Consider the following 22,612-nt stretch of genomic DNA (forward strand, 5'->3'; position numbering starts at 1 on the left):
AAGGCCTGCGCCCCATTGGTGGCCCGACTTGTGGCGTGTAGTCTACGTGCCAATGCGGCCCGCCGGTTGCATCTCCTTCCAGGATGACGTGTGCACCCCAATTTTGCAGCGCGCGCTGCACTTCGGCTTGCTCGTGAGGATTTCCATGTGGAATGGAAATATCGCGGGCGCGGTCATCCAGATGGTTGCTAACCGTAGCCCCGCGTCCGCGGGCGCGGTGTATTATCTGTTCGAACGCCTCGGTGGTTTGCGATCGGGTAGCGCGAGGATGTTGAACGACCCACGCGTCCATCTCGGTAATATGCTGGGCTTGACGATATACCCTCAGGAACTGCGCCCGGTTCGAAAGCCGCCGCTCCGCCATCAACTCAGCCTGGCGGCGGACTGTCCGCACTCCGCCGGTAGCATGTATGGCCATGTGGGGAAATTGGCGCTGGAGTTCGCGAATAAGGCCCGCAAGGGTCGTCGGCGGCGAGACACGTTCCCATGTTTCGAGGCTCGGCCGTTGAACACCGTGTCGAATATGGCCGCCGCCAAAATCGGGACGAACCTCAACCGGCGCACGGGTTGACCCGCCGTGGAGAAGAGTTCCCGAAATTCTAAGCATTGATGAAATGGCAGCACGGTTTGACTGCTGCTTATGCTAGCATTTTGTGGCGGGATCAGCGAGCGGTTTCAGGAATGACCGAGAGCGCTCGCGCTCCAAAATATTCGAATTGCCCCGCTTCTATGCCGCGTTCGCGACCTGGGCGGATGCTTTCACTCTGGTGAACGTGTTGCGCACCCTGACCGACCTGTAGACGTAGGCGACCCAGAGTCCGATCAGGACAAACGAGGTTATGGACGTAGCAAGCGCCTCTCCGGTGACCACTTGTCCAACCGGGACGCCGAAAACCGTGGAAACCCAGATCGCGTCCAGGATGAATACCACCGGGATTGCTAGCCATTGGGTGAGGAAGAGCTGCTTGAACCAAGTGCTCCGCCTCAGCATGGCAACGAGCACGACCACTTGAAGCACCAGAAATGCCAGCACCAGCCCAACCTCGCCGTAGACCACCATGGGTCCGTTCGGCACCAGCATGAGCTGGTTGTAACCATCGCTCGAGGAACCCAGTGTGGCGAGCGTACGCAATGGAGCCATGGCCTGACCAATCGCGAGAAGCATCAGCCACCCTCCAATTCCGACGAGTTCCGCCGAATTCTGGACGGGCTTGTAGGCAGATCGAACCGCAAAGAAGACAGGCACTCCGATCAACAACAGAAGTATTGCCCAATGCCAGATGGAAAACTGCATTCACCCCTCCCCTAGAAATACACTCATGGGTTGTAGCAGATTTCAGATTCGACTCAAGGGGGTTGAGCCGCGGCTTGGTCCAAAAATCGATTCTGCTGCCTGCTCCTGACAATCAGACCGCAATCGCCGCCACCAGAATCCGGTTCTGCCGGCGTATCGCGGCGCGCAATTCCGATATCCTCGCCTCGTCGCGTTTCACGAACTCGATGAACATCATGTTCATGTTGTTGAAGATCAGTTCGCCGAGTGCTGCCCCGTCGATGTCCTGCCGCACCAGGCCGAGCGCCTGTAGGCGGGAGATCAGCGCGCGGATCTGTTCGGTCAGTGAACGGTCGAGCGCGGTGTAGGCCTGGCCGAACGGGCTGTCTGGCAGTTGCGTCGAGATCGCCATTGCCTGCCGCCACATCTCCTTGCTTAGATAGTGCAGCGAGTGTTCGATATAGATGCCGATCAGCGTGTCCAGCGCGTCGCCGACATTGGCCGGCGGCTTGGCGACGACACCTTGCCCGGCATTCAGCACCTCGTTGACTTCCAGCGAGACGATGGCGCCGAGGATGTCGCCCTTGTTCTGGTAGTAATTGTAGATCGTGCCGACCGAGACTTCGGCCTGCGCGGCGATAACCTCGATCTTGGCGCCTTCATAGCCGGCCTCGCGGAAAAGCTCTGCCGCCGCCTCGATGATGCGCCTGTGGCGATCCGCTTTTTGCCTTGCCCGCAATCCGCTCATATCAGCCTCTTGCCACAAAAACAGAATTGACTCAATTTTAGAATTGGTTCAATTTTTTGCAAGAAGCCACAAAGGCAAGGGAGAACACTCGATGTCCGCTGAATCTGCATCCCGGAATCCGCTTTCCATCCTGAAGCGCCATCTGCACGCCGCGTGCGCAGCCACGGCGCTGCTGCTCGGTGCGGGCAGCGTCGCGCAAGGCGCCGATCTCAACGCGCTGATCTGGTGCGATCATTCCGATCCCGCACTTCTGCAGCCCTTCGAGGAGGCCAACAACGTCAAGGTCAACGTCAAGGAGTTCGAGGGCACCGGCGCCGGGCTCGCTATCGTCGAGCAGTCGCAGCCAGGCGACTGGGACGTGATGGTGATCGACTCGATCGACGTGCCGCGCGGCGTCGAAAAGGGCCTGTTCGAGCCGCTGCCCGACGACAAGCTGCCCCTGGCGTACATGTTTCCCCAGGTGAAGATGGACGGCTCCACCGTGGTCGGCGGCAAGCGCTACGGCATCACCGAAAAGTTCGGCTACAACACGATCGGCTACAACAAGAGCAAGGTCGACCCGGCCGACATGCAGTCGATGGCGGCGCTGACCGGCGACAAATACAAGGGCAAGGTCGCCATCTACGATTATTATCTGCCGGTCATCGGCATGGCCGCACTCGCCATCGGCAAGAAGACGGCTGAGCTGACCGAATCCGACCTGCCCGCCCTCAAGGACGAGCTTCTCAAGATGAAGGCCAATGCCAAGCTGGTCGGCGAGGTGACCGCCAGCCAGACGGCGCTGGCGACCGGCGAGGTTGATATACTGGTCGGCGGCGGCGAATGGGTGACGGCCGGGCTGGCCAAGGAGAACCCGGCGCTGGACTTCTCGATCCCCAAGGAAGGGGCTGTGCTGTGGTCGCAGTCGCTGGCCATGTTCAAGGATTCCAAGAACAAGGACATGGCGCTGAAATTCATCCAGTACATCATGAGCCCGGAGGGCCAGGCGCGGCTTGCCACCTCGTCCTGCTACTGGGGCATGCCGGCGAACACCAAGGCGGGTTTGACCGACGACCAGAAGAAGATCCTGCGCTTCGACGAACAGCCGGGCTTCCTCGCCCGCGCCCAGGCCTACCCGGCGCCGAACGCCGACCTCGACAAGAAGATGCAGGATATGTGGACCGAAATGCTGCAGGCGAAATGAGCTGATACCGCCGATGACCGCCGCAAACGACGGGCGTGCCCCGCCACGGGGTGGCCGCGCCCTGCCCTGGGCGCTGGTCACGCCGGCACTCGGCTGGACGCTTTTGTTCTTCGTGCTGCCTTTCATCGCCATGGGGCTGTCCAGCCTGACGGCGCATGAGGGCGGCGGCTTCACGGTGTCCAACTACAGCCAGTTCTTCACCAACCCTTCCTACTGGCAGGCGATGGTGAATTCGCTCGAGGTGACGGCGATCGTCACAGTCGTCTCGGTGCTGCTCGCCTACCCCTTCGCCTGGATCCTGGCCGAACAGGTGCCGGAGCGCTGGCAAAGGCTGGCGCTTATGCTGGCCGTGCTGCCGTTCTGGACGTCCTATGTCGTCCGCTCCTATTCCTGGCTGCTGGTGCTGGCGCAGAATGGCGTCATCAACCGGACGCTGACGGGCATTGGCGTGGTTTCCGAGCCCCTGCAACTCGCCAACACACGTTTCGCCACCGTCACGGGCTTCGTGCATTTCTTCGTTATGCTTTTGACGCTGACGATCTTCGCCAACCTGAAGCAGTTGAGCCTGAGCTATCGCAAGGCGGCCGCCGATCTCGGCGCCGGGCCGGTGCGCACCTTCCTGCATGTCATCCTGCCGCTGACCTTGCCCGGCATCATGGTCGGCGCCTTCCTCACCTTCGTGCTGTGCATCGGTGACTACATCACGCCGCAGATCCTCGGCGGCAACAACGAGCTTCTGATGCCGCAGCTGGTGATGATGCAGATCGGCCGGCGCGGCGACTTTCCGCTTGCGTCGGCGCTGTCGATCATCCTGATGGCGGTGGTCACCATCGCCTATCTTGCCTGCGCCCGCTGGCTCAAGATCGAGCGGGCGTGAGATGCGCAGGATTGTCCGCATCGTATCCTGGCTCTATGCGCTTGCCGTCTACGGCTTCATCTTCCTGCCTGTGGTCGTGCTGGTCCTGTTCTCGCTCCAGTCGACCTCCTTTCCGATCCCGCCCTTCACCGGCCCGTCGCTGCGCTGGTACGACGCGGTTCTCTCGGACACACGGCTGACCTCGGCGCTGGTCAATTCGCTGCTGGTGGCCTCCATCTCGTCGCTGGCCGCTGTCACGCTCGGCTTCCTTTCCGCCTGGGGCTTTGCCCGCTTCGTCCTGCCCGGCTCCGGCCTGCTGCGCGGGCTGATCACGCTGCCCCTGACGGTCAGCTATCTCATCATCGGCATGGGGCTGCTGGTGCTGTTCAACTGGGCCGGCGTGCCGAAATCATTGCTTGCCGCCGGCATCGGCCATGTCGTGATCAACCTGCCGCTGTGCTTTGCCATCATCTACAGCCAGATGGGCGACCACCAGATCAACATCGAACGGGCGGCGCGCGACCTCGGCGCGCCGGAATGGAAGGTGCTGCTCCTGATCACCGTGCCGGTCATGGCGCCTGCCATATTCGCCGGCTTCTTCCTGTCGATGACCTTCTCCTGGGACGAGTTCGTCATCTCCTTCCTTTTGACCCGCTTCGACACGACCTTGCCCGTGGAAATCTGGAACCTGCTGCGCTCCGGCCTCAATCCAAAGACCAACGCCGTCGGCTCGCTGGTCTTTGCCGTCTCCATTGTGCTGGTCGTGCTGTTCGAACTGACATTGCTGCGCCGGAGAAAAGCATGACCGCGCCTTTGGTCGACATAGACTCGGTCTCGCATCGCTTCGGCCAACAGACGGTGCTCAAGAGCGTTTCGCTCAAGATCGAACCGGGCAGCTACACCATCCTGCTCGGACCGTCAGGCTCGGGCAAGACGACGCTGCTGTCCATTCTCGGCGGCTTCGTCACCCCGAGCGAAGGCAAGGTTTTCATCCGCGGCGTGGACTGCACCTCGGTGCCGCCGGCAAAGCGCCCGACGACGACGGTGTTCCAGGACTACGCGCTGTTCCCGCATATGAGCGTCGGCAGCAATGTCGGCTTCGGCCTGCGCATGCAGGGCGTCGATGGCACGACGCGAGCCGCCCGGGCGCGCGAGGCGCTGGCGCTGGTCGGCCTCGCCTCTTCTTTCGACAAGAAACCGCACCAGCTCTCCGGCGGCCAGCGGCAGCGCGTGGCGCTGGCGCGTGCGCTGGTGATCGAACCGGCGGTGCTTTTACTCGACGAGCCGCTTGGCGCGCTCGATCTGAAATTGCGGCGCCAGATGCAGGACGAGCTGAAGGCGATCCAGAAGCGCGTCGGCACCGCCTTCATCCATGTTACGCACGACCAGGAAGAGGCGATGGCGCTGGCCGACCATTGCGTGGTGATGAATGACGGGCGCATCGAGGACGAAGGGCCACCTGAACGTGTCTACGCCAGGCCGGCGACGCGCTTTTCCGCCACCTTCATGGGTGAAAGCACGATCCTTGCCGGCGCCGTCACGGAGGCCAGTGACAGGACCAGCACTGTCGCGACGCCGGTCGGGCCGGTTTCCCTGCCGAGCGCCTTGCCTTTGGGCTCGGCCGTCGGGCTCGCCATTCGGCCAGAGCACCTTGTCCTCGGCGCGGCTGGCGGCGGTGTCAGGCTTGGTAGCGCCGAGGTCAGCGACGTCGTCTTCCAGGGCAGCTTCAAACGCGTGCTCGCGGCTTCCATCGAAGACCCTTCGCTGCAGTTCATCGCCAGGCTTCCGGCATCGGCGGCAGTCCAGCCGGGCGACACGGTTGCGGTTTCGTGCGATACCGACCAGATCATCCTGTTGACGGAATGAACATGGGCACGCTTCCGGTCATCGGCGCTCCGGACTGGTACGAGACCATCCGCATGAGCGATGGCGTGACGCTGATCCATGAGCCGTGGATCAAGCCGTTCTTCCGCTGCAACATGTGGCATGTGCGCGGCCGCGACCGTGATCTTCTGTTTGATACCGGTCTCGGCCATTTTAGCCTCAGGTGCCATGTGCCGCTGGTGACGGAGCGCAAGCTGACCTGCGTCGCCAGCCACACGCATTTCGATCATATCGGCTGCCATCACGAATTTCCCGACCGCTGCGTGCACGCCGCCGAGGCGGAAATCCTTGCCGATCCGCGCAACGAATGGACGGCCGCCGGCACTTATGCGACCGACGAGATGTTCGACGGTATGCCACAAGGCTGGGACACCGCGAATTACAGCATCCAGCCCGCGCCGGCCGACCGTTTGCTCGCGCATGGCGATGTGGTCGATCTCGGCGACCGTGCCTTCGAGGTGATCCACACGACCGGCCATTCGCCCGGCGGCATCGCGCTCCACGAGAAGAAGACCGGCATCCTGCTTTCCGGCGACATCATCTATGATGGCCCGCTGATCGACGACGTCTACCACTCGGATATTTCCGACTACATGGCGACGCTGCTCGGCATGCGCGACCTCGATGTCGCGGTCGTGCATGGCGGCCATTTTCCGAGCTTCGGCAAGGTGCGTTACCGCCAGCTTGTCGACGAATATCTGGCGCAGAAGCGGCAGGCCGGCTGCCATCTGCGGCAGCCGTAGGAAACGAGTTAGCGCATCAATTCGAAATGTCGCGGAAACGACTGATGCAGCAGCATCAGCATCGTCTTTCTCAACACATCGGAATTGCCCGCCGGTGGGTTGAGGTGATCCCAGATCCATGCGCCATGGACGAGATAGTTCAGGCTCTCAGCCAGCGTGTCCGGGTCGACATCGGTGTAGCCGCCGCTGCGCTTGATTTCGATGAGCAGGTCGCGAGCTTCGGCATTGTAGCTGAGATCGCTGGGCAGGCCGATCTCGTTGTAGATCTGCATGCTCTTGCGGTCGCTGGAGAACACGACAAAGACCGAGACCCATTTCGGATGCTGCCGCGCGAATCTTTGCGCGCATTCGACCGCGCCCATCAGCCGCTCGACCGGCGATAGGCCGGGCACGCGCACCAGCGTCGCCCACAATTCATCGTACTGATCGCTGAGATACTGCAGCACGGCGCGAAACAGGTTCTCCTTGCTGCGAAAGTGGAAAACCACCAGTGCGTTGGAGGATCCGACATGCTCGGCGATGCGCTGCATGGTGACGCTCGCCAGGCCTTCGTCGGCGATGAGATCGATGGTGGCGTCGATGATGCGCTGGATGCTGGCCTCACCGCGCTCGCGCCGGCGATCCCTGGGGGCCGGCTCGAGCCGGCCGTCGCCAGCCTCGGCGACCATTGCCTTCGCGGCTGCCTTGCGTTGCGCCATTTCTGTCCAGCCTTTCAAACCTCGCGCCGGAGCTTTCCAGCCCCGCGCGCCGGCTCACCATAACCGAAGCCGGAGATCAAGCACCAGCGCGGCAAGGGCCACATGGTTATCACAGCGACGGTCGCGTTTCGGCGTTTGTGTACCACTGTCCCTGAACCGTCTCATATGCCAGCGCCGCACGGAAGACATCGGCGTCGCAATAGGTGCGGCCGACAATCTGGATGCCGGTCGGCACGCCATTCGTCGCGCGGCCCGACGGCATGGACAGAACCGGGCAACGGCTCAGCATGTTGAATGGCGTCGTCATCACCCAGCCAAGCGAAGGGTTCACCTGCTTTCCGTTGATCTCGACGGTGTCCCTGGTGTGGTCGAACTCCGCCGGCACAGAGGGAAGCGCATTGGTCGGGCAGATCAGCACATCATATGTCTCCAGCAACGGCCCGAGCGTCTGGTACATCCTGGCCGCCACGTCGAGGGTAGCGACGAAGTCCGTGGCCTTCGACTTTTGCCCATCTTCGGCAAATTGCCGTGCATAGCTGGTCATATCCCCGCCGTGCTGCTTGAGAAGTTGCGCCAGCGAAGCGCCGAAGAGGTGCTCCAGATAGGCAATGCCGGCCTTGAGCACTTCGTCGCCCCAGCCCAGGTCGACCTCCTCGACGGTGGCGCCAAGTGAGCGGAACACGTCGCAGGCAGCGAGTGTGTTTTTCCGCACCTCGGCATCCACTTCGAAGGAGCCGAGGTCCATCGAGAGAGCAATCTTCCAGCCCTTGATCGGCTTGTAGTCGAGTGGCAGGTGCAATTTCGGACGCAGCGTGGCGATGTCGAGCGGACTTGGTCCCGCCATGACATTCTGCAGCAGGATCGCATCCCCGACGTTTCGCGCCAGCGGCCCGGTGTGGCAATAGAAGTCGAGATTGAACGGCGGCTCGTCCGGGTTGCGGCCATAAGGCGGCTTGAAGCCGACGAGACCGCAAGCGGACGCCGGAATGCGGATCGACCCGGCAATGTCCGAACCAGTGGCGATCGCCGATGTGCCCGAGGCCAGCGTTGCCGCCGCGCCGCCGGACGAACCACCCGGTGTGAAGTCCGGGTTCCACGGATTGCGTGTGACGCCCCAGCGCCTCGACCAGGTATAGCCGGCGCAGCTGAATTCGGGCGTTGCCGTGCGTGCATGGACGATGCCTCCGGCCTTGATGATGCGCTCGTTCATTGTCGAAGTGTGGCCGCCAATGGCATCCTTCGACAGCAGCGAGCCGTGCGATGTCGGCTTGCCCTTGATGTAGCTCTCGTCCTTGATGCCGATCGGCAGGCCCTCGAGCGCGCCGGTCCTGGCCCCCCTGGCGTATTTCGCCTCAGCTTTTTTGGCCAGCTCCATCGCCTCGTCGAAATGCGTAAACGTGAAGCAGTTGATTGCCGACCTGGTGGCTTCGGCGCGGTCGATGGTCGCCTGCATCAATTCGACGGGCGAGAGTTTCTTCGCCTTGAACAGCCGCAGCGCCTCGCTGGCCGGCATGTAGCAAAGGTCGAGATCAGTCATGGGAAGTCTCCTGCGATCGCCGGATCGCCTCTGGCATGGACGGGAGGTGGCCGCGCCGCGATATCGCGGCGCGAGAAACCCGGGTCGAGCTATTTCTGGAGATCGGTCCAGATTTTCGTGTAGAGCGCCTGCACATCAGGCGGACAGGCCGGCATGAATTGTCCCTTGGCAGCGAAATTCGGCCGGAACGTTCACTTCCGGCGCGTTCTTCATGTCGTCCGGCATGAAGGCTTCCGAGCCTTTGATGCCGTTCGAATAGCGCGCGAAGGCCGAGATCAGTGCGGCGTTCTGCGGGTCCATGATGAAGTTCTGGAAGAGCTTGGCGTTCTCGACGTTCCTGGCGTCCTTGAGGACGGCGACGTTGTCCATCCAGATCGGGTAGCCCTCCTTGGGATAGCCATAGACGATCTTGTCGTTTTGCAGCCGCTGGCGGAGCGAAATGCCGTTCCAGTTGACGCCGGCGGCAACGTCGCCCTTGCCGAGGCCGTCGACGGCGCCATAGTCGAAGGACAGCCATTTCGCCTTGGCCTCGACCAGCTTGTCGCGCACCTTCTTCAGCACGACCTTGTCGTCAGTGCAGTATTGGCCGCCTTCGTAGGCGATGGCGAGGAACATGACGTCACCCATTTCGGGAACGACATTGATCTTGCCGACGAGTTCGGGCGGCGGATCGAGGAAGATCGCGGACGTGTTCACGTCACCCGAATAGACCGACTTGTTGACCGACACGCCTGTCGTGCCCCACTGCCACGGAACGGTGTATTTGCGACCCGGATCGAAGGGGACATCGACCCATTTGGGATCGACGTTTTTGAAATTCTCCATCTGGTCCGGGCGCGATTCAAGCAGCAGCCCCTCGCTGATCCAGATCGGGACGACGCTTGCCGACGGCACGACGATGTCGAAACCGGCGCCACCCTGGCGGATCTTGGCGAGTGCTGTATCGTTGGAATCGAAGTCGGTGACGGTGACCTTGACCTTATAGGTCTCTTCGAACTTCTTGATGAGATCGGGGTTGGTGTAGTTGCCCCAATTGTAGATGTTGAGTTCACCCTCGGCGCGGGCAGCACCCGTCACGGCCAGCAGCGACAGCCCGATCGCCGTCGCGGTCAGTTTCCAGTTCATGCTCCATGCTCCCATTGTTGGGACCGTCGGCGTTGCCGCCTCAGGTCCGTTTCCTGCTGATGAAAAAGAAAGCCGTGACGATGCCGATCGACAGCACGAGGAAGGCCGTCGAGATCGCATTGACTTCCGGCGTGACGGTACGCCGGAGCTGGCCGAGCATGTAGGTGGGCAGCGTGTCCTGGCCGCCCGATTTGACGAATTCGGTGATGACGACGTCATCCAGCGAGACGACGAAGGCGAGCATCAGTCCGGCGAGAATGCCCGGCCAGAGCAATGGCAAGGTCACGTGGAGGAATGTCTTCCACTTCGTTGCGTAGAGATCGGCCGCCGCGGTCTCGAGCGCCAGGTCCATGCTTTCAAGCCGCGCCCGGATCGGCAGATAGGCGAACGGGATGCAGAAGGCGGTGTGCGCGGCGACGAGGTAGCCGAGCCCGGAATAACCGGTCCAGATCTTGATGCGCGAGAACACAATCAGCAGCGCCACCGCGGTGACGATCTCCGGCACCATCAGCGGCTGGTTGATGAAGGCGTATTTGAGGGTCAACCCCGGATATGGTTTGGTCCTGGTCGTCGCCAGCGCCGCCATCGTGGCGGTGATCGTCGCCAGCATGGCGGCGACAGCGGCGATCTGGAACGAGCGGATCGACGCCTCGATGACCAGCCCATTGTTCCAGGCGATGTGAAACCAGCGTAGCGAAAAGCCTTTCCAGATCACAATGGAATCATTGTCGTTGAATGCGTAGACCACGAGCGTGGCGATCGGCAGGTAAAGCAGGAAGAAACACAGCATTGCCACGCTGACGAAGCCGTTCTGCCGCCGGACGTCGAAGCGATTAGCCATGGGCGCCATCCGACCTGGTCGTGTTGCGGACATAGAACAGCAGCGCCACCATGACGATCGCCATCAAGGTGATCGAAAGCGCCGCACCAAGCGGCCAGTTTCTGCCCTGGCCAAACTGCAGCTCGATCAGGTTGCCGATCATCAGATTGGTGCCGCCGCCGAGCACCCTCGGCGTCACATAGGCGCCGAGCGAGGGGATGAAGACGAGGATCGAGCCGGCGACGATGCCCGGCGTGACCAGCGGGATGATGATGCGCCTCAAAACCTCGAACCGCGTCGCGTAGAGGTCGTAGCCCGCCTCGACAAGGCGGAAGTCGATCTTCTCCATGCTGGCGTATAGCGGCAGCACCATCAGCGGCAGGAACACGTAGACCATGCCGGCCAGGACGGCGAAATTGGTATACATGAGCTGCACAGGATGGTCAGTGATCCCAAGCAGCTGCAGCACCGAATTGATGATGCCGTCATTGCGCAGCACCTGTTGCATGGCGAAGGTGCGGATCAGAAGGTTGGTCCAGAACGGGATGGTGATCAGGAACAGCCAGATGTCGCGCCGGTGATCCGGCCGTGTGGCAATGAAATAGGCGGTGGGGAAGCCGAGGATCAGGGTCAGCACAGTGGTTGCCAGCGACAGCGACACCGAGCGCCAGAAGATCGACAGATAGGCGGTGGCCAACGACAGCGTGTCGTCGAACACGTCACGCTCGAACAGCACGCTCACCCAGGCATCGGTCGAGAACTGCCATTTCACATCGCCGTAATTGCCTGGCGTCAGGAAGGAATAGACGACCACGATCAGCAGCGGCCCAAGGGCCGCGACGAAGACGATCAGCAGCGCCGGGGTGGAAAGCAGCCAGCGTGACCTGATGTCGTCACGTTCGGCCTTTTCGGCTACCTCTATCGCGGTCGCCATGGCCCTAGTCCTTCAGCACTTGGGCAGCGTCGTCGCCGATCGATATGCCGACCTTGTCGCCGTTTTCGAAGCCGCAGCTGGCGCTGCGCGAGTTCTGCTGGCGCACCATGAAGACGTTGCCTTCATCCAGCCGGACATGGATGTGCGTGTCGGTGCCGAAATAGACGATGGTCTCGATCATGCCGGTCAGGTCGCCGCGGCCTTTGACGAGCTTGGCATGCTCAGGCCGGACCATCAGCGTTGCGTTGCCGCCGGCGCGGAAATCCGCGGCGGCGGTCGCGCAGATCTTCGCACCCGAGCGCAAGGCAATTCGCGCCCGGCCATCGCCTGCACTTTCGACCATGCCGGTCAGGAAGTTCGTCTCGCCGATGAAGTCGGCGACGAACCGTTCCGCCGGGTGGTCATAGACGTCCCAGGGCGTGCCGACCTGCAGGATGTTTCCCGCCGACATCACCGCGATGCGGTCCGACATCGTCAGCGCTTCCTCCTGGTCATGGGTGACGAAGATGAAGGTGATGCCGGTCTCGTGCTGCAGACGCTTCAGCTCGATCTGCATTTCCTTGCGCAGCTTGTAGTCGAGCGCCGACAAGGGTTCGTCGAGCAGCAGCACTTTCGGCTGCGGTGCGAGCGCTCTGGCGAGCGCCACACGCTGCTGCTGGCCGCCGGATATCTGGCTGGTTCGGCGATTTTTGAGCGCCTGCATGTGGACGAGCTTCAGCATCGCGTCGACACGCGCCTCTATCTCGGCCTTCGGCCTGCCCAGCATCTTCAGGCCAAAGCCGATGTTGTCGGCCACGGTCATGTGCGGAAACAGCGCATAGGACTGGAAGACGGTGTTGACCGGCCGCTTGAACGGCGGCAGCGGCGCGATGTCCTGGCCATAGAGCAGGATTTCGCCGTCAGTCGGATAGTCGAAGCCGGCGATCAGCCGCAGCAACGTCGTCTTTCCGCAGCCCGACGGGCCGAGCAGTGTGAAGAATTCATTTTCGCGGATCGCGACGGAGACGTTGTCGAGTGCTCTGACCTGGTCCTGACCGGTTCCCCGAAAGATCCTGGTGACGCCCTTCGCCTCAACGGCGGGCCGTATGGCTGTCAAGATATTCCCCTCTCCTCCGTGGTCATTCACCGGCGCAAACCGGCTGACCAACTTGATCCTCACCGCTAGGGATAACTATGACTAAACATACAGTCAATATCTTTTTGCGACCACGAGCGGGGCATCAACCGTTGAAGATGCGGCCGATGCGTCGGTGAACCCATCATGATGTGCTCAGGACGAGGCCGTTGATGAATTGGGGGCAAGTCGTGGCGTGACCGCCGCGGCCTGCAGGGTTTGGATCAAGGTCATGCGCCTGTTTCTGGCGGCCGTGCTGCTGATGACCATGGCGCTCTTCTCCGCTGCGCGCGGCGAGGAGCGTATTGCGTTGGTTGTCGCCAATCCGGTCTATGAGGGCGTCACATCCTGGTCGCGGCGATCTGTTGGCGAAACCACTCGAACGTCCGCTCGATACCCCCCTGGTAGCCGGTTTTTGCTTCCCAACCAGGAAGGACATGCCTCGCCAAAGTCAGGTCCGGACATCGGTTGGTTGGATCCTGGGGAACCGGAGGCTGGTGCTCGATGCGGCTGCCGGGGACAAGCGAGCTGACGAACTCAGCGATGCGCAGAACCGAAACCTCTTGATTGTTGCCGATGTTCAGCGGACCGCGGTGCGAGATGCTGTCGCGCCAGAAGAAACGTTCCAGTCCCTCGACGATGTCGTCGACATAACCCCAGCTGCGCGATTGGGACCCGTCGCCGTAAACCGTCAGGACCCCTGTCGTCAGAGCCTGGATGACAAAGTTCGAAATGGCGCGGCCGTCGTCCATCCGTGTTCGCGGCCCATAGGTGTTGAAAATCCTGACGACACGAACATCAAGCCCGCTGACCCGCTGCTGCTCGAACAGCAATGCCTCGGTGCAGCGCTTGCTCTCATCATAGGCGGCCCTGGGACCTGTGCAGTCCACCGATCCCCTGTAACTTTCGGATTGCGGGGAAACCTGGGGATCGCCGTAAATCTCCGAGGTCGAGGCAAAGCAGAAACGACCGCCGGGCTTGAGCAGCGTCAGAAGATTGAGCGCACCACCTATGTTGGCCTTTATCGTGCGTATCGGCTCGCGCATGTACCAAATCGGCGAAGCGGGCGACGCGAGATGGATGATCTCGTCAAAGCGCTGACTGGATGAAAAGCTTTCGGCGTCGGCAACCTGGAGGCTGAAACGCGGGTCGGTGACATGCGCAATGTTGTCTCGCGTGCCGGTCCATAGATTGTCGACGACGACCAGTCTTTCCAGATCGCTTCGCCGCAGCAGACGGTCGATCAGATGTGAGCCCAAGAAACCGCAGCCACCTGAAACCAACACGCTGCGCGACATGGAAAATTCCCGCTCCAGACACCCGGCCAGTCAACGCGCCGCAGGGCTTGTTTCCCAAGAACATCGAATAGCTGGCTACCGCCACCGACCCAAAGTTCATCCGCCAATCAAGGTTCTCATCTACGTCGCGAAGGGCCGCAGGCGCAACGAGCAAGCTTTGTCGCACGCCATCGACGCGCGCGGGCCACCGGCCTCGGCTCAGGGAGAAACAACAAAATGTCTTCGGGAGTTACAGCGCCCGTTGCGGGCATGGCGTTCCGGCTGCGTCGCCGCAGCGCGACGCCGTGGGCTGAGGCCGAAAGCTCATCTCTTCGGACTGGCGCACCAGTGCGGCGAAGACAAGAGCGAAACTTCCCAGCATCAGGAAGACGATGATAAGGCGTGCTACCGGCAATATGTCGGCCTCGACTGGCTAGGCCCCCGCCACCATCCACTGTCGGCTACCATGACCGATGCGGCTTTACGATAGTTTAACCTTCGTCTTAACCATCACATTCGCGTTGCCTTTGACATGATGCGCGAACGGCAGATCTGCATTTCGCCGTTTTGCGATCGCCTGCCGGCCGGAACAACGGCTCTCTTTGCAGACGTACCCTGCCCATGCTACCCCGGCGCTGGCGCGGCCCCGGTAACCGGCTGCCGCCAATCGGTCGTCATCGGGGAGCCATGAGCCAAACCGCCAGCCGCATCGCCTTCGTCTCGTCCGACACCGTTGACGCCAAGACGGCGCTGGAAAGCCTGTCGGCGCGCTATGGACAATCCTCCATCGAGGATGCCGGGATCGTCGTCGCCCTTGGCGGCGACGGCTTCCTGCTGCAGACCCTTCGCGACACGATGGGGACGGGCAAGAAGGTCTACGGCATGAACCGTGGCACCATCGGTTTCCTGATGAACGAATATCGCTCCGGTGGACTTACCGAGCGTCTCGCGGCCGCCGTCGCCGAAACGATCCGCCCGCTGGAGATGCTGGCGGAGACCTCGGAAGGCGAAACGGTTTCGGCGCTGGCGATCAACGAGGTGGCGCTTTGGCGCCAATCCTATCAGACGGCCAAGATCCGCATCACCGTCGACGAGCAGGTACGGCTCGAGGAACTGAGTTGCGACGGAGTGATGATCGCGACGCCTGCCGGGTCCACCGCCTACAATCTTTCCGCGCATGGGCCGATCCTGCCGCTAGACGCGCCGCTGCTGGCACTGACCCCGGTCAGCCCGTTTCGCCCGCGCCGCTGGCGCGGCGCGCTGCTCTCCAACAAGGCGACCGTGCGCTTCGACATCCTCGAGCCGGAAAAGCGGCCGGTGAACGCCGCCGCCGACCATACCGAGGTCAAGGCGGTGACCTCGGTCACGGTGCGGGAATCACCAACCGCGACGGCAACGTTGCTGTTCGATCCCAATCATTCCTGGAACGAACGCATTCTCGCCGAGCAGTTCCGCTATTGAGCTAGCGCAGTGATCAACGCCTCGATTAAGCATCGCGATTAAGGTTACAACTTCACAATCGTGCCATTCCCGCCCGTTTCTGTTGACAAATCGTGGGCTTGCGCCTAATCGCAATACCAATCTTGCAGGCGCGTGGCGCTTGCCGCGACACACATGCTGTTGCGCTTCCCCGAACCAGCCAAAGACAACAACACTTGTCCTCAGACACCACGACCGCTCCAGAAGCGTTGACCTTTTCAGACCTAGGCCTGTCGCCGAAGGTCCTTTCCGCAGTCACCGATGCCGGCTACACCCAGCCGACGCCGATCCAGGCCGGCGCCATCCCGCACGCGCTTCTCGGCAAGGACGTGCTGGGCATCGCCCAGACCGGCACCGGCAAGACGGCATCCTTCGTGCTGCCCATGCTCACAAGGCTGGAAAAGGGGCGCGCCCGCGCCCGCATGCCGCGCACCCTCATTCTCGAGCCGACGCGTGAACTCGCGGCTCAGGTCGAGGAAAACTTCGTCAAATACGGCAAGAACCACAAGCTCAACATCGCGCTGTTGATCGGCGGCGTCTCGTTCGACGAACAGGACAAGAAGCTGGAGCGCGGGGCCGACGTGCTGATCGCCACGCCCGGCCGCCTGCTCGACCACCGCGAGCGTGGCAAGCTGTTGCTCAACGGCGTCGAGATCCTCGTCATCGACGAAGCGGACCGGATGCTCGACATGGGCTTCATCCCCGACATCGAGCGCATCTGCGAGATGATCCCGTTCACCAGGCAGACGCTGTTCTTCTCGGCGACGATGCCGCCGGAAATCACCAAGCTCACGGAGAAATTCCTGCACGCGCCAGTGCGCGTCGAGGTCTCGAAGGCTGCGTCGGCCGCCACCAACATCATCCAGCGCCTGGTCAAATCCGGCTCCAAGCCGTGGGACAAGCGCGAGACGCTGCGCAACCTGATCAAGGCCGAGGACGCGGAGCTGAAGAACGCCATCATCTTCTGCAACCGAAAGGTCGAGGTGTCGGAGCTGTTCCGCTCGCTGCTGAAGTATGATTTCGATGCCGGCGCGCTGCATGGCGACATGGACCAGCGTGCGCGCATGCAGATGCTGGCCAATTTCCGCGATGGCAAGCTGCGCTATCTCGTCGCTTCCGACGTCGCCGCACGTGGCCTCGACATCCCCGACGTCAGCCACGTCTTCAACTACGACGTGCCGATCCATGCCGAAGACTACGTCCATCGTATCGGCCGCACCGGCCGCGCCGGGCGCTCGGGCAAATCCTTCACCATCGCGACCAAGTCGGACACCAAGTATATCGACGCCATCGAGCGGCTGATCGGCAACAAGATCGAGTGGCATGATGGCGACCTGTCGACAGTGGTCGCCAGCGAAGGCGGCGAGGACGATGCTCCGCGCCGTGGCAAAGGGGCGCCGCGCCGTGCAGGTCGCAAGGACGACGATCGCAAGGACAGGGGCGAGCGCAAGAGGGGCGGCGAACGCCGCTCCAAACACAGCGAGGAAGACGCCCCGGCCGTCATTGCGCAGCAGGACGAACAGCCTGACGTGGCAGAGACCGCGGTCGCCGACATCGGCGAACGGCGTGCGCGCAAGGAAGCGATCCGCTCGGAAAACACCGAGCGCAAATCATCCGATCGCAACGAACCGCGCGCTCCGGAACGTGGCGACACCAGGCCGCAGCGCGACAGCAACCGCCCAGCCCGCCACCGCCAGGAAGACAACGACGCCACTGTCGGCTTCGGCGACGACATGCCGGCCTTCATGCGGATCGTCGCCAAGGTCTGATCCCCAAGAGCCGCGCGTCCCTAGGATGCGCGGCAACCGCAAAACCGGCTCGATCTGCCCGGTCGCTCCTGACCTGGGAACCTTAAAACAGCCCGTCGATGCTACAGGCCTTTGAGTTCCAGGCGGGATGCCAATAAATCCAGAAACGCGCGAACCTTGGCCGAAGATGACCGGCCTTCCTGCCACAAGGCATGGATCGGCACCAACGCCGGCTCGAATTCCATCAAAACCAGCTCGACCCGACCATCGTCCACCAGATGTCTTATCTGCCAAAGCGGCGAGAAGCCCAAACCCAGTCCGTGGACTGCGGCGGCATAGACCGAGGTCATCAGATTGGAGCGAAAGGCGCCCGAGACCTTCACGGCCCGGGGTTTCCCGTCGACCTGAAACGTCCATTCACCTGGGCGCTCGTTGACGGTTCTAACGATGCAACTGTGCTCACTCAGTTCGAAGGGATGGGTCGGCCGGCCGCACCGCGCAAAATAGGAAGGCGCGCCGAACACAACGCGCCGCAACGCTCCCAGGCGTTTGGCTTTCAAGCTGGAATTCGGCAAGTCGCCGATGCGGATTGCCAGATCGAGACCTTCAGCACCAAGATCGGCAAATCCATCGGAAAGTTGAAGATCGACCTCGACCCGGGGAAACGTCCGCATGTATTCGGCGATGACAGGCATCAGGACGTTCGGCCCAAACAGAACCGGCGCCCCGATGCGCAGGACGCCCGATGGTTCCGATCGTTGATTGATCGCTTGAAGACTTGCGTCGTTTATCTCGTCGACCGCGGGCTTGATCCGGTTGAAAAAGGCTGCCCCGACTTCACTCGGTGTCGAGCGACGCGTTGTTCTGTGGACCAACTCGACGCCGACTGATTCCTCCAATGCCGCCAAGGATCGGCTGACCGACTGCAGCGAGCGGTTCAGCCGGCGCGCGGCAGCCGTCAGACTTCCATGCTCGATGATCGCGATGAAAGCCTCGAAATCGTCTATCCGGCTCATGTATTCTCCCGGTGATCGATATAATCTATCACAAAATCGGACAATTGTAACGCCGTTTGCGACATCGTACCTCTCTGCAAGTTGTCCCACGAGGACAGGCTTGATGGAAGGGAGTTGTCATGCAAGCACCCAATCCAACCGTACTGGTTGTTGGCGCCAGCGGCCGATTTGCCGGATTGGTCGTGCCCGAACTTGTGCGCCGCAATGCCACGGTTCGCGCGCTCGTCCATGATCCGGCGAACGCCGAGAAGGCCCGAATGCTAGGGGCATCCGAGGTCGCCACTGGCGATTTACGCAATCGCCGGAGCCTCGAAAGCGCTGTCGAGGGCGTTGCCGGTGTCTTCCATATTGGACCGGCCTTTGCCCCCGATGAAGCCGCCATGGGGGTTGCCATGGTTGAAGCCGCTGCGCAGGCGGGCGTTCAGAAATTCGTCTTCTCGTCGGTGATCCAGCCGACCAATACGAAACTGAAAAACCATGCGAGCAAGGTGCCAGTCGAGAACGCTCTCTACTCGACGACGATGGAATATACGATCCTGCATCCTGCCAATTTCATGCAGAATATCGCAGCGGCCTGGCCGTCGGTCGTTGAGCACGGTGTTTTCTCGGAACCTTTTCCAAAGACGGCGAAGGTGGCGCGTGTCGATTACCGCGATGTTGCTGAAGTGGCAGCGATCGCCTTGACCGAAGCGCGACTGTCATATGCGACGATCGAGCTCTGCGCGGGTATGCACAGCCGGGAAGAGATCGCGTCAATAATGGGAGAGGAACTTGGCCGCCCGGTCATCGCGGGCGAGCCGACATTTGCCGAGTGGGCTGCGGATGTCCGCCTCCCCTACAGCGACCTCCAGATGCAATCGTTGGCCAGGGTATATGGCCACTACGCCCTCCATGGCCTCGGCGGGAACAGTCTGACATTGCGCGCCGCCCTGGGTCGCGAACCGCGTTCGTTGCGCAGCTTCATTAGCAACCTGGCCCTGCAAACGGCACATGCCACCTGATCGCGCTCAGCCGCGCATGCGTCCACTTTCTGAACAGGAGATACTTGATGCGAGCGTCATCGGACAAAGTTTTGAAATCGAGGAAACTACCGCCCTCCTACAATGCGCTGGTAATGCCATTCGTTCTTTCCATCTTGATGTCGAGCATTGTCTCGGCAGTATCGACGCTGATCAATGCGGGCTGGACAACCGGTTTCGTGGCGACCTGGCCGTATGCATGGGGAGCATCATGGCTTGTGGCGTTTCCGAGTCTGCTGCTGGTCTTGCCGATCGTTCGCCGGATCGTGGCGGCAATTGTCGACCAGCCGACCTCGTCCTGATGGCGTCGCCAGGGTCTGATCCCCGATCGCTTTCGAGGGCAAGCCAGCCATCGGCTTGCCCTGCCGGTAAGCTCCTACCGATTCACCGTTTCACGGAAACGCCGGACCGCTCCAAATCTTGCTCTGACGCAATTTCCTAAGGGAAAGCGCGATGCGCTTTCCCGGGAAAACCGTCTCACACTTTTCCGGGAATTGCCTCTTTGTTTGGACGCAATTCCGGACGGAAAACCGCTTCACACTTTTCCTGGAATTGCTCCCAGCCTGGCTCGCCCGTTACATCGGGCCAGGCATCATCTTGGTCGGTTTCTCCAGCATCGGAAACTCGGCCTTGTTGCATTTCACCTTCGGGTTCGTCGGACTGAACAGGCCGTTCGGATTGTCCACGAACCAGGCGTGAAGATCGTAGTGGACGAACTCCCGCGGGATGAGCGGATAGTGTCCCTCCATCGGGCCCATGAAGGTTTGGCCAAACAGCTTCGGCGGCGCTTTGATGTCCGGCGTCAGTGGCACCAGCCATTCCGCCCCGACCAGGCGCAGGCCTTTTCTCGTCGGTTCGTAGATCAGCACATTGGGGTGCATCGGATCGAGTTTTTGGCCGACACTTGGGACGTTGACGAAATGGATACCCATGGCGCCTTTCGGGTAATCCATCGTGCCCGGTATCTTTTCTCCGCTGTAGTAGACGCAGCCGACTGTCGACAGATAGAGGTCGCGGACGGCGGCGGTGTAGTCCTCATATTTGGCAAGCGACTTCTTCAAGGCATCTATGTCGGCCTTGCCGGCATCCTCGGCCTGAGCCGTGGCGACGCCCAACCATGCGCCCACAAGACTGGTTAAAGCGAGGACGCCGCAGCGCCCAAGGCTGGCTGTTCTTGTCATGCATTCCTCCCAGATTTTCTGAATCTGGCCGTGCAAGACCGAGGCGGGAAAAAATGCTGATTGCGCGGCCAGTTGTATCCGCCTCATCCCCTCCGGAACAGGGTCGATGCTATTCCTTTCCGTGGCTGCGGGAAACTAGTTAGTTAGAACTAGCTAATTCTCTGAGCGCCAATCTGCGCCGGCATCCGCTCAAACAAAAACGGCCCCATATATGGGGCCGTTTTGCATTCGCTTGCCGGACAGATCAGGTGAGCGGCGACAGCTGGATCTCGACGCGGCGGTTCTGGGCGCGGCCTTCGGCCGTCGCATTGGATGCGATCGGCCGTGTCTTGCCGAAACCGGTGACGGCGAAGCGGCGCTGATCGACACCCTGACCGGACAGGTAGTTGGCAACCGCCAGCGCGCGCCGCTGCGACAGATCGAAATTGTGCTGGTCGCCACCGGTCGAATCGGTGTGGCCGAAAACGTCGACCGTGGTCTGCTTGAACTTCTTCAGCACCAGCGCGACCGAATTCAGCACCTGGTAGAAGCCGGGCTTCACAGCATCCTGATCCGTGTTGAAGGTGATGTCGGAGGGCATGTTGAGGATGATCTGGTCACCGCTGCGGGTGACGCTGACGCCGGTGCCCTGAAGCTGGCGGCGCAGTTCGGCCTCGTTCTGGTCCATGGTGGCGCCGATGGCACCGCCGGCAAGCGCGCCGATACCCGCGCCGATCAGTGCGTTGCGGCGGTCGTTGCCACCGGCAAGCAGGCCAAGGCTGGCACCTGCCAGGGCGCCAAGACCGGCTCCCGCGGCGGTGTTGGAAATCTTCTGGTCGCCCGTGTACGGATCGGTGGTGGTGCATGCGCTCACAAGCAAAGCCGTCGCCACAACGACGAGCACAGTCTTTTTCATAGGATCGTCCCTCTCCAGGTCACGCCACTGCGATGGCGCCAAATCAGCCCTTCCCGCGACTTGTAACATGAAATGCGGCGAAAAGCGGAACGGCAAAAGCTACCGCAACGGCTTTTCCCCGACGCCGATTGGCCGGTCGCCCCATGGCGGGCTACCAGAGATTCTTGCCGTCGATGACGACCACTTCGACCTTATCGAGATCGAAATCATCGAAGAGCCGCGAATTGACACTGATCTTGGGATTGTCGAAATCCGGCTCGCCAGTCGACCAATCCGGCGTTTCCGTGAAGGTGCCGCAGCCGCATGTGGCGCAAAAACCGTGCTTGACTGTTTTTGACCCCCATTGGTAGACGGAAACATTCTCCGGCGGGCTGGTGAGCTTGAATTGCGACGGAACGTAGTAGGCCCAGAGCGAGCCCCGTTTCGAGCAGAACGAGCAGGTGCATTGCGTCACAGTCTGCGGCGCCTGCGAAACCTCGAATGTCGTCCCCTTGCAATGACAGCTTGCCTTGATGGTCATCAACGAACTCCTCCAGTCGCCCACCGCCTCGTGCGGCAAGGGCAGCATAAAGAGGCGCTCCTGACAACTCTCTGCCAGCAGAGGCGCCAGACGGCGCGCCGTCTGAACCTTCATTCTAAATCCAGGCCGGAAAGGCCTAGAAGGACGATGGCGGCACGAACAGGCAGATGGTCTTGCCGGCATCGAGCCCGGCTTCATGGGCGCACCAATGGAATTCGCCGTCGGGCGAATCCTTGATCCGTCTGTCGCTGTAGGCCAACACCTCCCCGGTGTCCTTGATGACATAACCTTCCGGGCGCTCGCTGATCGAGGTTTGCGACACCTCGTGGCAATCGTAATTGGCGCAGCAGGCGAACGGATAGCTCCAGCCTTGCGGTTTCGCCGCGGTCGGCTTGGCATCATGCGCCAACGCCGGCGACGACAGCATTGCGATCATTGGAATTGCAAGCAGGGAAATCAGGAGTCGACCGGCCGGTCGAACGGCTTTGGCCGATCTGGGTGTGGCAGACATGGAAACGTTCCTTTCAAACGAGCCATCAAGCGTTTCGCTTGCCCGTTCCCT

Annotated in this window: 23 protein-coding genes and 1 pseudogene; 10 read left to right on the forward strand and 14 right to left on the reverse strand. The window is 61.4% G+C overall.

Annotated elements, in window-relative coordinates; translation table 11 throughout:
* The first annotated feature begins 28 nt into the window (after window positions 1–28).
* Window positions 29–571, forward strand: a complete 543-nt coding sequence (locus AC1D08_RS27145) for a hypothetical protein (RefSeq protein ID WP_457155445.1) — start codon at window positions 29–31, stop codon at window positions 569–571.
* 156 nt (window positions 572–727) lie between these two features.
* Here the strand turns inward: AC1D08_RS27145 and AC1D08_RS27150 are convergent, their stop codons facing one another.
* Window positions 728–1,294, reverse strand: coding sequence for a DUF2569 family protein (locus AC1D08_RS27150; RefSeq protein WP_477424466.1), 567 nt, complete (start codon window positions 1,292–1,294; stop codon window positions 728–730).
* Between the two features lie 112 nt (window positions 1,295–1,406).
* Window positions 1,407–2,021 carry a TetR/AcrR family transcriptional regulator gene (locus tag AC1D08_RS27155; RefSeq protein WP_477424468.1) on the reverse strand — a complete coding sequence of 205 codons (615 nt, stop codon included), beginning with the start codon at window positions 2,019–2,021 and terminating at the stop codon, window positions 1,407–1,409.
* A gap of 91 nt (window positions 2,022–2,112) precedes the next feature.
* On the opposite strand from AC1D08_RS27155, the gene AC1D08_RS27160 reads away from it, so the two are divergent.
* Genes AC1D08_RS27160 through AC1D08_RS27180 form a run of 5 tightly spaced genes read left to right on the forward strand, consistent with a single transcriptional unit; the run spans window position 2,113 to window position 6,687 of the window.
* Entirely contained in the window at window positions 2,113–3,204 is a 1,092-nt protein-coding gene (locus AC1D08_RS27160; RefSeq protein ID WP_477424470.1) for a polyamine ABC transporter substrate-binding protein, read from the forward strand.
* Between the two features lie 13 nt (window positions 3,205–3,217).
* Complete coding sequence (locus AC1D08_RS27165; RefSeq protein WP_457153372.1) at window positions 3,218–4,081, forward strand: ABC transporter permease; 864 nt, start codon at window positions 3,218–3,220, stop codon at window positions 4,079–4,081.
* A 1-nt stretch (window position 4,082) separates the two neighbouring features.
* On the forward strand, window positions 4,083–4,865 hold the full coding sequence (locus AC1D08_RS27170; RefSeq protein ID WP_457153373.1) for an ABC transporter permease: 783 nt from the start codon (window positions 4,083–4,085) through the stop codon (window positions 4,863–4,865).
* Window positions 4,862–5,926 carry an ABC transporter ATP-binding protein gene (locus tag AC1D08_RS27175; RefSeq protein WP_457153374.1) on the forward strand — a complete coding sequence of 355 codons (1,065 nt, stop codon included), beginning with the start codon at window positions 4,862–4,864 and terminating at the stop codon, window positions 5,924–5,926. Before AC1D08_RS27170 ends, AC1D08_RS27175 begins: the two co-directional genes overlap by 4 nt.
* Window positions 5,927–5,928: 2 nt before the next feature.
* On the forward strand, window positions 5,929–6,687 hold the full coding sequence (locus AC1D08_RS27180; RefSeq protein ID WP_457153375.1) for an MBL fold metallo-hydrolase: 759 nt from the start codon (window positions 5,929–5,931) through the stop codon (window positions 6,685–6,687).
* Between the two features lie 8 nt (window positions 6,688–6,695).
* On the opposite strand, the gene AC1D08_RS27185 is transcribed toward AC1D08_RS27180, so the two are convergent.
* The 7 genes and pseudogenes from AC1D08_RS27185 to AC1D08_RS27215 form a co-directional block, all read right to left on the reverse strand.
* Complete coding sequence (locus tag AC1D08_RS27185) at window positions 6,696–7,385, reverse strand: TetR/AcrR family transcriptional regulator (protein WP_457153376.1); 690 nt, start codon at window positions 7,383–7,385, stop codon at window positions 6,696–6,698.
* A gap of 109 nt (window positions 7,386–7,494) precedes the next feature.
* On the reverse strand, window positions 7,495–8,922 hold the full coding sequence (locus AC1D08_RS27190; protein ID WP_457153377.1) for an amidase: 1,428 nt from the start codon (window positions 8,920–8,922) through the stop codon (window positions 7,495–7,497).
* An 89-nt stretch (window positions 8,923–9,011) separates the two neighbouring features.
* Window positions 9,012–10,047 (reverse strand): annotated as a pseudogene (locus AC1D08_RS27195) (extracellular solute-binding protein).
* Window positions 10,048–10,087: 40 nt separating this feature from the next.
* On the reverse strand, window positions 10,088–10,888 hold the full coding sequence (locus AC1D08_RS27200) for an ABC transporter permease (RefSeq protein WP_477399294.1): 801 nt from the start codon (window positions 10,886–10,888) through the stop codon (window positions 10,088–10,090).
* On the reverse strand, window positions 10,881–11,801 hold the full coding sequence (locus AC1D08_RS27205) for an ABC transporter permease (RefSeq protein WP_457153075.1): 921 nt from the start codon (window positions 11,799–11,801) through the stop codon (window positions 10,881–10,883). Before AC1D08_RS27205 ends, AC1D08_RS27200 begins: the two co-directional genes overlap by 8 nt.
* Window positions 11,802–11,805: 4 nt before the next feature.
* Complete coding sequence (locus AC1D08_RS27210; protein WP_457153076.1) at window positions 11,806–12,897, reverse strand: ABC transporter ATP-binding protein; 1,092 nt, start codon at window positions 12,895–12,897, stop codon at window positions 11,806–11,808.
* A 359-nt stretch (window positions 12,898–13,256) separates the two neighbouring features.
* On the reverse strand, window positions 13,257–14,213 hold the full coding sequence (locus tag AC1D08_RS27215; RefSeq protein WP_457153077.1) for an NAD-dependent epimerase/dehydratase family protein: 957 nt from the start codon (window positions 14,211–14,213) through the stop codon (window positions 13,257–13,259).
* A gap of 666 nt (window positions 14,214–14,879) precedes the next feature.
* On the opposite strand from AC1D08_RS27215, the gene AC1D08_RS27220 reads away from it, so the two are divergent.
* Window positions 14,880–15,653, forward strand: a complete 774-nt coding sequence (locus AC1D08_RS27220; RefSeq protein WP_477424474.1) for an NAD kinase — start codon at window positions 14,880–14,882, stop codon at window positions 15,651–15,653.
* Window positions 15,654–15,847: 194 nt separating this feature from the next.
* Window positions 15,848–17,440 (forward strand): DEAD/DEAH box helicase, encoded by a 1,593-nt coding sequence (locus tag AC1D08_RS27225; RefSeq protein WP_477424476.1) that lies wholly within the window; start codon window positions 15,848–15,850, stop codon window positions 17,438–17,440.
* A 101-nt stretch (window positions 17,441–17,541) separates the two neighbouring features.
* On the opposite strand, the gene AC1D08_RS27230 is transcribed toward AC1D08_RS27225, so the two are convergent.
* Window positions 17,542–18,435: a LysR family transcriptional regulator gene (locus tag AC1D08_RS27230; protein WP_457153080.1), complete on the reverse strand. Its 894-nt coding sequence runs from the start codon at window positions 18,433–18,435 to the stop codon at window positions 17,542–17,544.
* A 119-nt stretch (window positions 18,436–18,554) separates the two neighbouring features.
* Here AC1D08_RS27230 and AC1D08_RS27235 point away from each other — a divergent pair, with 119 nt between their 5' ends.
* Both AC1D08_RS27235 and AC1D08_RS27240 read left to right on the forward strand, forming a co-directional pair.
* Window positions 18,555–19,436 carry an NmrA/HSCARG family protein gene (locus AC1D08_RS27235; RefSeq protein ID WP_477424477.1) on the forward strand — a complete coding sequence of 294 codons (882 nt, stop codon included), beginning with the start codon at window positions 18,555–18,557 and terminating at the stop codon, window positions 19,434–19,436.
* 47 nt (window positions 19,437–19,483) lie between these two features.
* Complete coding sequence (locus tag AC1D08_RS27240; RefSeq protein ID WP_457154898.1) at window positions 19,484–19,756, forward strand: DUF2798 domain-containing protein; 273 nt, start codon at window positions 19,484–19,486, stop codon at window positions 19,754–19,756.
* A gap of 273 nt (window positions 19,757–20,029) precedes the next feature.
* On the opposite strand, the gene AC1D08_RS27245 is transcribed toward AC1D08_RS27240, so the two are convergent.
* The 4 genes from AC1D08_RS27245 to AC1D08_RS27260 form a co-directional block, all read right to left on the reverse strand.
* Window positions 20,030–20,635 carry a hypothetical protein gene (locus AC1D08_RS27245; protein WP_095091673.1) on the reverse strand — a complete coding sequence of 202 codons (606 nt, stop codon included), beginning with the start codon at window positions 20,633–20,635 and terminating at the stop codon, window positions 20,030–20,032.
* A 244-nt stretch (window positions 20,636–20,879) separates the two neighbouring features.
* Window positions 20,880–21,530: a YiaD family glycine zipper/OmpA-like lipoprotein gene (locus AC1D08_RS27250; protein ID WP_095090696.1), complete on the reverse strand. Its 651-nt coding sequence runs from the start codon at window positions 21,528–21,530 to the stop codon at window positions 20,880–20,882.
* 151 nt (window positions 21,531–21,681) lie between these two features.
* Window positions 21,682–22,050: a GFA family protein gene (locus tag AC1D08_RS27255; protein ID WP_095091674.1), complete on the reverse strand. Its 369-nt coding sequence runs from the start codon at window positions 22,048–22,050 to the stop codon at window positions 21,682–21,684.
* 136 nt (window positions 22,051–22,186) lie between these two features.
* On the reverse strand, window positions 22,187–22,561 hold the full coding sequence (locus AC1D08_RS27260; RefSeq protein ID WP_457153990.1) for a hypothetical protein: 375 nt from the start codon (window positions 22,559–22,561) through the stop codon (window positions 22,187–22,189).
* Between the last annotated feature and the right edge of the window lie 51 nt (window positions 22,562–22,612).

Source organism: Mesorhizobium sp. P2_E6 (genome assembly GCF_056403835.1).

Bases quoted from the DNA above. Each gene is read 5' to 3' on its own strand.
- AC1D08_RS27150 (WP_477424466.1), bottom strand. From the start codon at position 1,294: ATGCAGTTTTCCATCTGGCATTGGGCAATACTTCTGTTGTTGATCGGA.
- AC1D08_RS27155 (WP_477424468.1), bottom strand. From the start codon at position 2,021: ATGAGCGGATTGCGGGCAAGGCAAAAAGCGGATCGCCACAGGCGCATC.
- AC1D08_RS27160 (WP_477424470.1), top strand. From the start codon at position 2,113: ATGTCCGCTGAATCTGCATCCCGGAATCCGCTTTCCATCCTGAAGCGC.
- AC1D08_RS27165 (WP_457153372.1), top strand. From the start codon at position 3,218: ATGACCGCCGCAAACGACGGGCGTGCCCCGCCACGGGGTGGCCGCGCC.
- AC1D08_RS27170 (WP_457153373.1), top strand. From the start codon at position 4,083: ATGCGCAGGATTGTCCGCATCGTATCCTGGCTCTATGCGCTTGCCGTC.
- AC1D08_RS27175 (WP_457153374.1), top strand. From the start codon at position 4,862: ATGACCGCGCCTTTGGTCGACATAGACTCGGTCTCGCATCGCTTCGGC.
- AC1D08_RS27180 (WP_457153375.1), top strand. From the start codon at position 5,929: ATGGGCACGCTTCCGGTCATCGGCGCTCCGGACTGGTACGAGACCATC.
- AC1D08_RS27185 (WP_457153376.1), bottom strand. From the start codon at position 7,385: ATGGCGCAACGCAAGGCAGCCGCGAAGGCAATGGTCGCCGAGGCTGGC.
- AC1D08_RS27190 (WP_457153377.1), bottom strand. From the start codon at position 8,922: ATGACTGATCTCGACCTTTGCTACATGCCGGCCAGCGAGGCGCTGCGG.
- AC1D08_RS27200 (WP_477399294.1), bottom strand. From the start codon at position 10,888: ATGGCTAATCGCTTCGACGTCCGGCGGCAGAACGGCTTCGTCAGCGTG.
- AC1D08_RS27205 (WP_457153075.1), bottom strand. From the start codon at position 11,801: ATGGCGACCGCGATAGAGGTAGCCGAAAAGGCCGAACGTGACGACATC.
- AC1D08_RS27215 (WP_457153077.1), bottom strand. From the start codon at position 14,213: ATGTCGCGCAGCGTGTTGGTTTCAGGTGGCTGCGGTTTCTTGGGCTCA.
- AC1D08_RS27220 (WP_477424474.1), top strand. From the start codon at position 14,880: ATGAGCCAAACCGCCAGCCGCATCGCCTTCGTCTCGTCCGACACCGTT.
- AC1D08_RS27230 (WP_457153080.1), bottom strand. From the start codon at position 18,435: ATGAGCCGGATAGACGATTTCGAGGCTTTCATCGCGATCATCGAGCAT.
- AC1D08_RS27235 (WP_477424477.1), top strand. From the start codon at position 18,555: ATGCAAGCACCCAATCCAACCGTACTGGTTGTTGGCGCCAGCGGCCGA.
- AC1D08_RS27240 (WP_457154898.1), top strand. From the start codon at position 19,484: ATGCGAGCGTCATCGGACAAAGTTTTGAAATCGAGGAAACTACCGCCC.
- AC1D08_RS27245 (WP_095091673.1), bottom strand. From the start codon at position 20,635: ATGACAAGAACAGCCAGCCTTGGGCGCTGCGGCGTCCTCGCTTTAACC.
- AC1D08_RS27250 (WP_095090696.1), bottom strand. From the start codon at position 21,530: ATGAAAAAGACTGTGCTCGTCGTTGTGGCGACGGCTTTGCTTGTGAGC.
- AC1D08_RS27255 (WP_095091674.1), bottom strand. From the start codon at position 22,050: ATGACCATCAAGGCAAGCTGTCATTGCAAGGGGACGACATTCGAGGTT.
- AC1D08_RS27260 (WP_457153990.1), bottom strand. From the start codon at position 22,561: ATGTCTGCCACACCCAGATCGGCCAAAGCCGTTCGACCGGCCGGTCGA.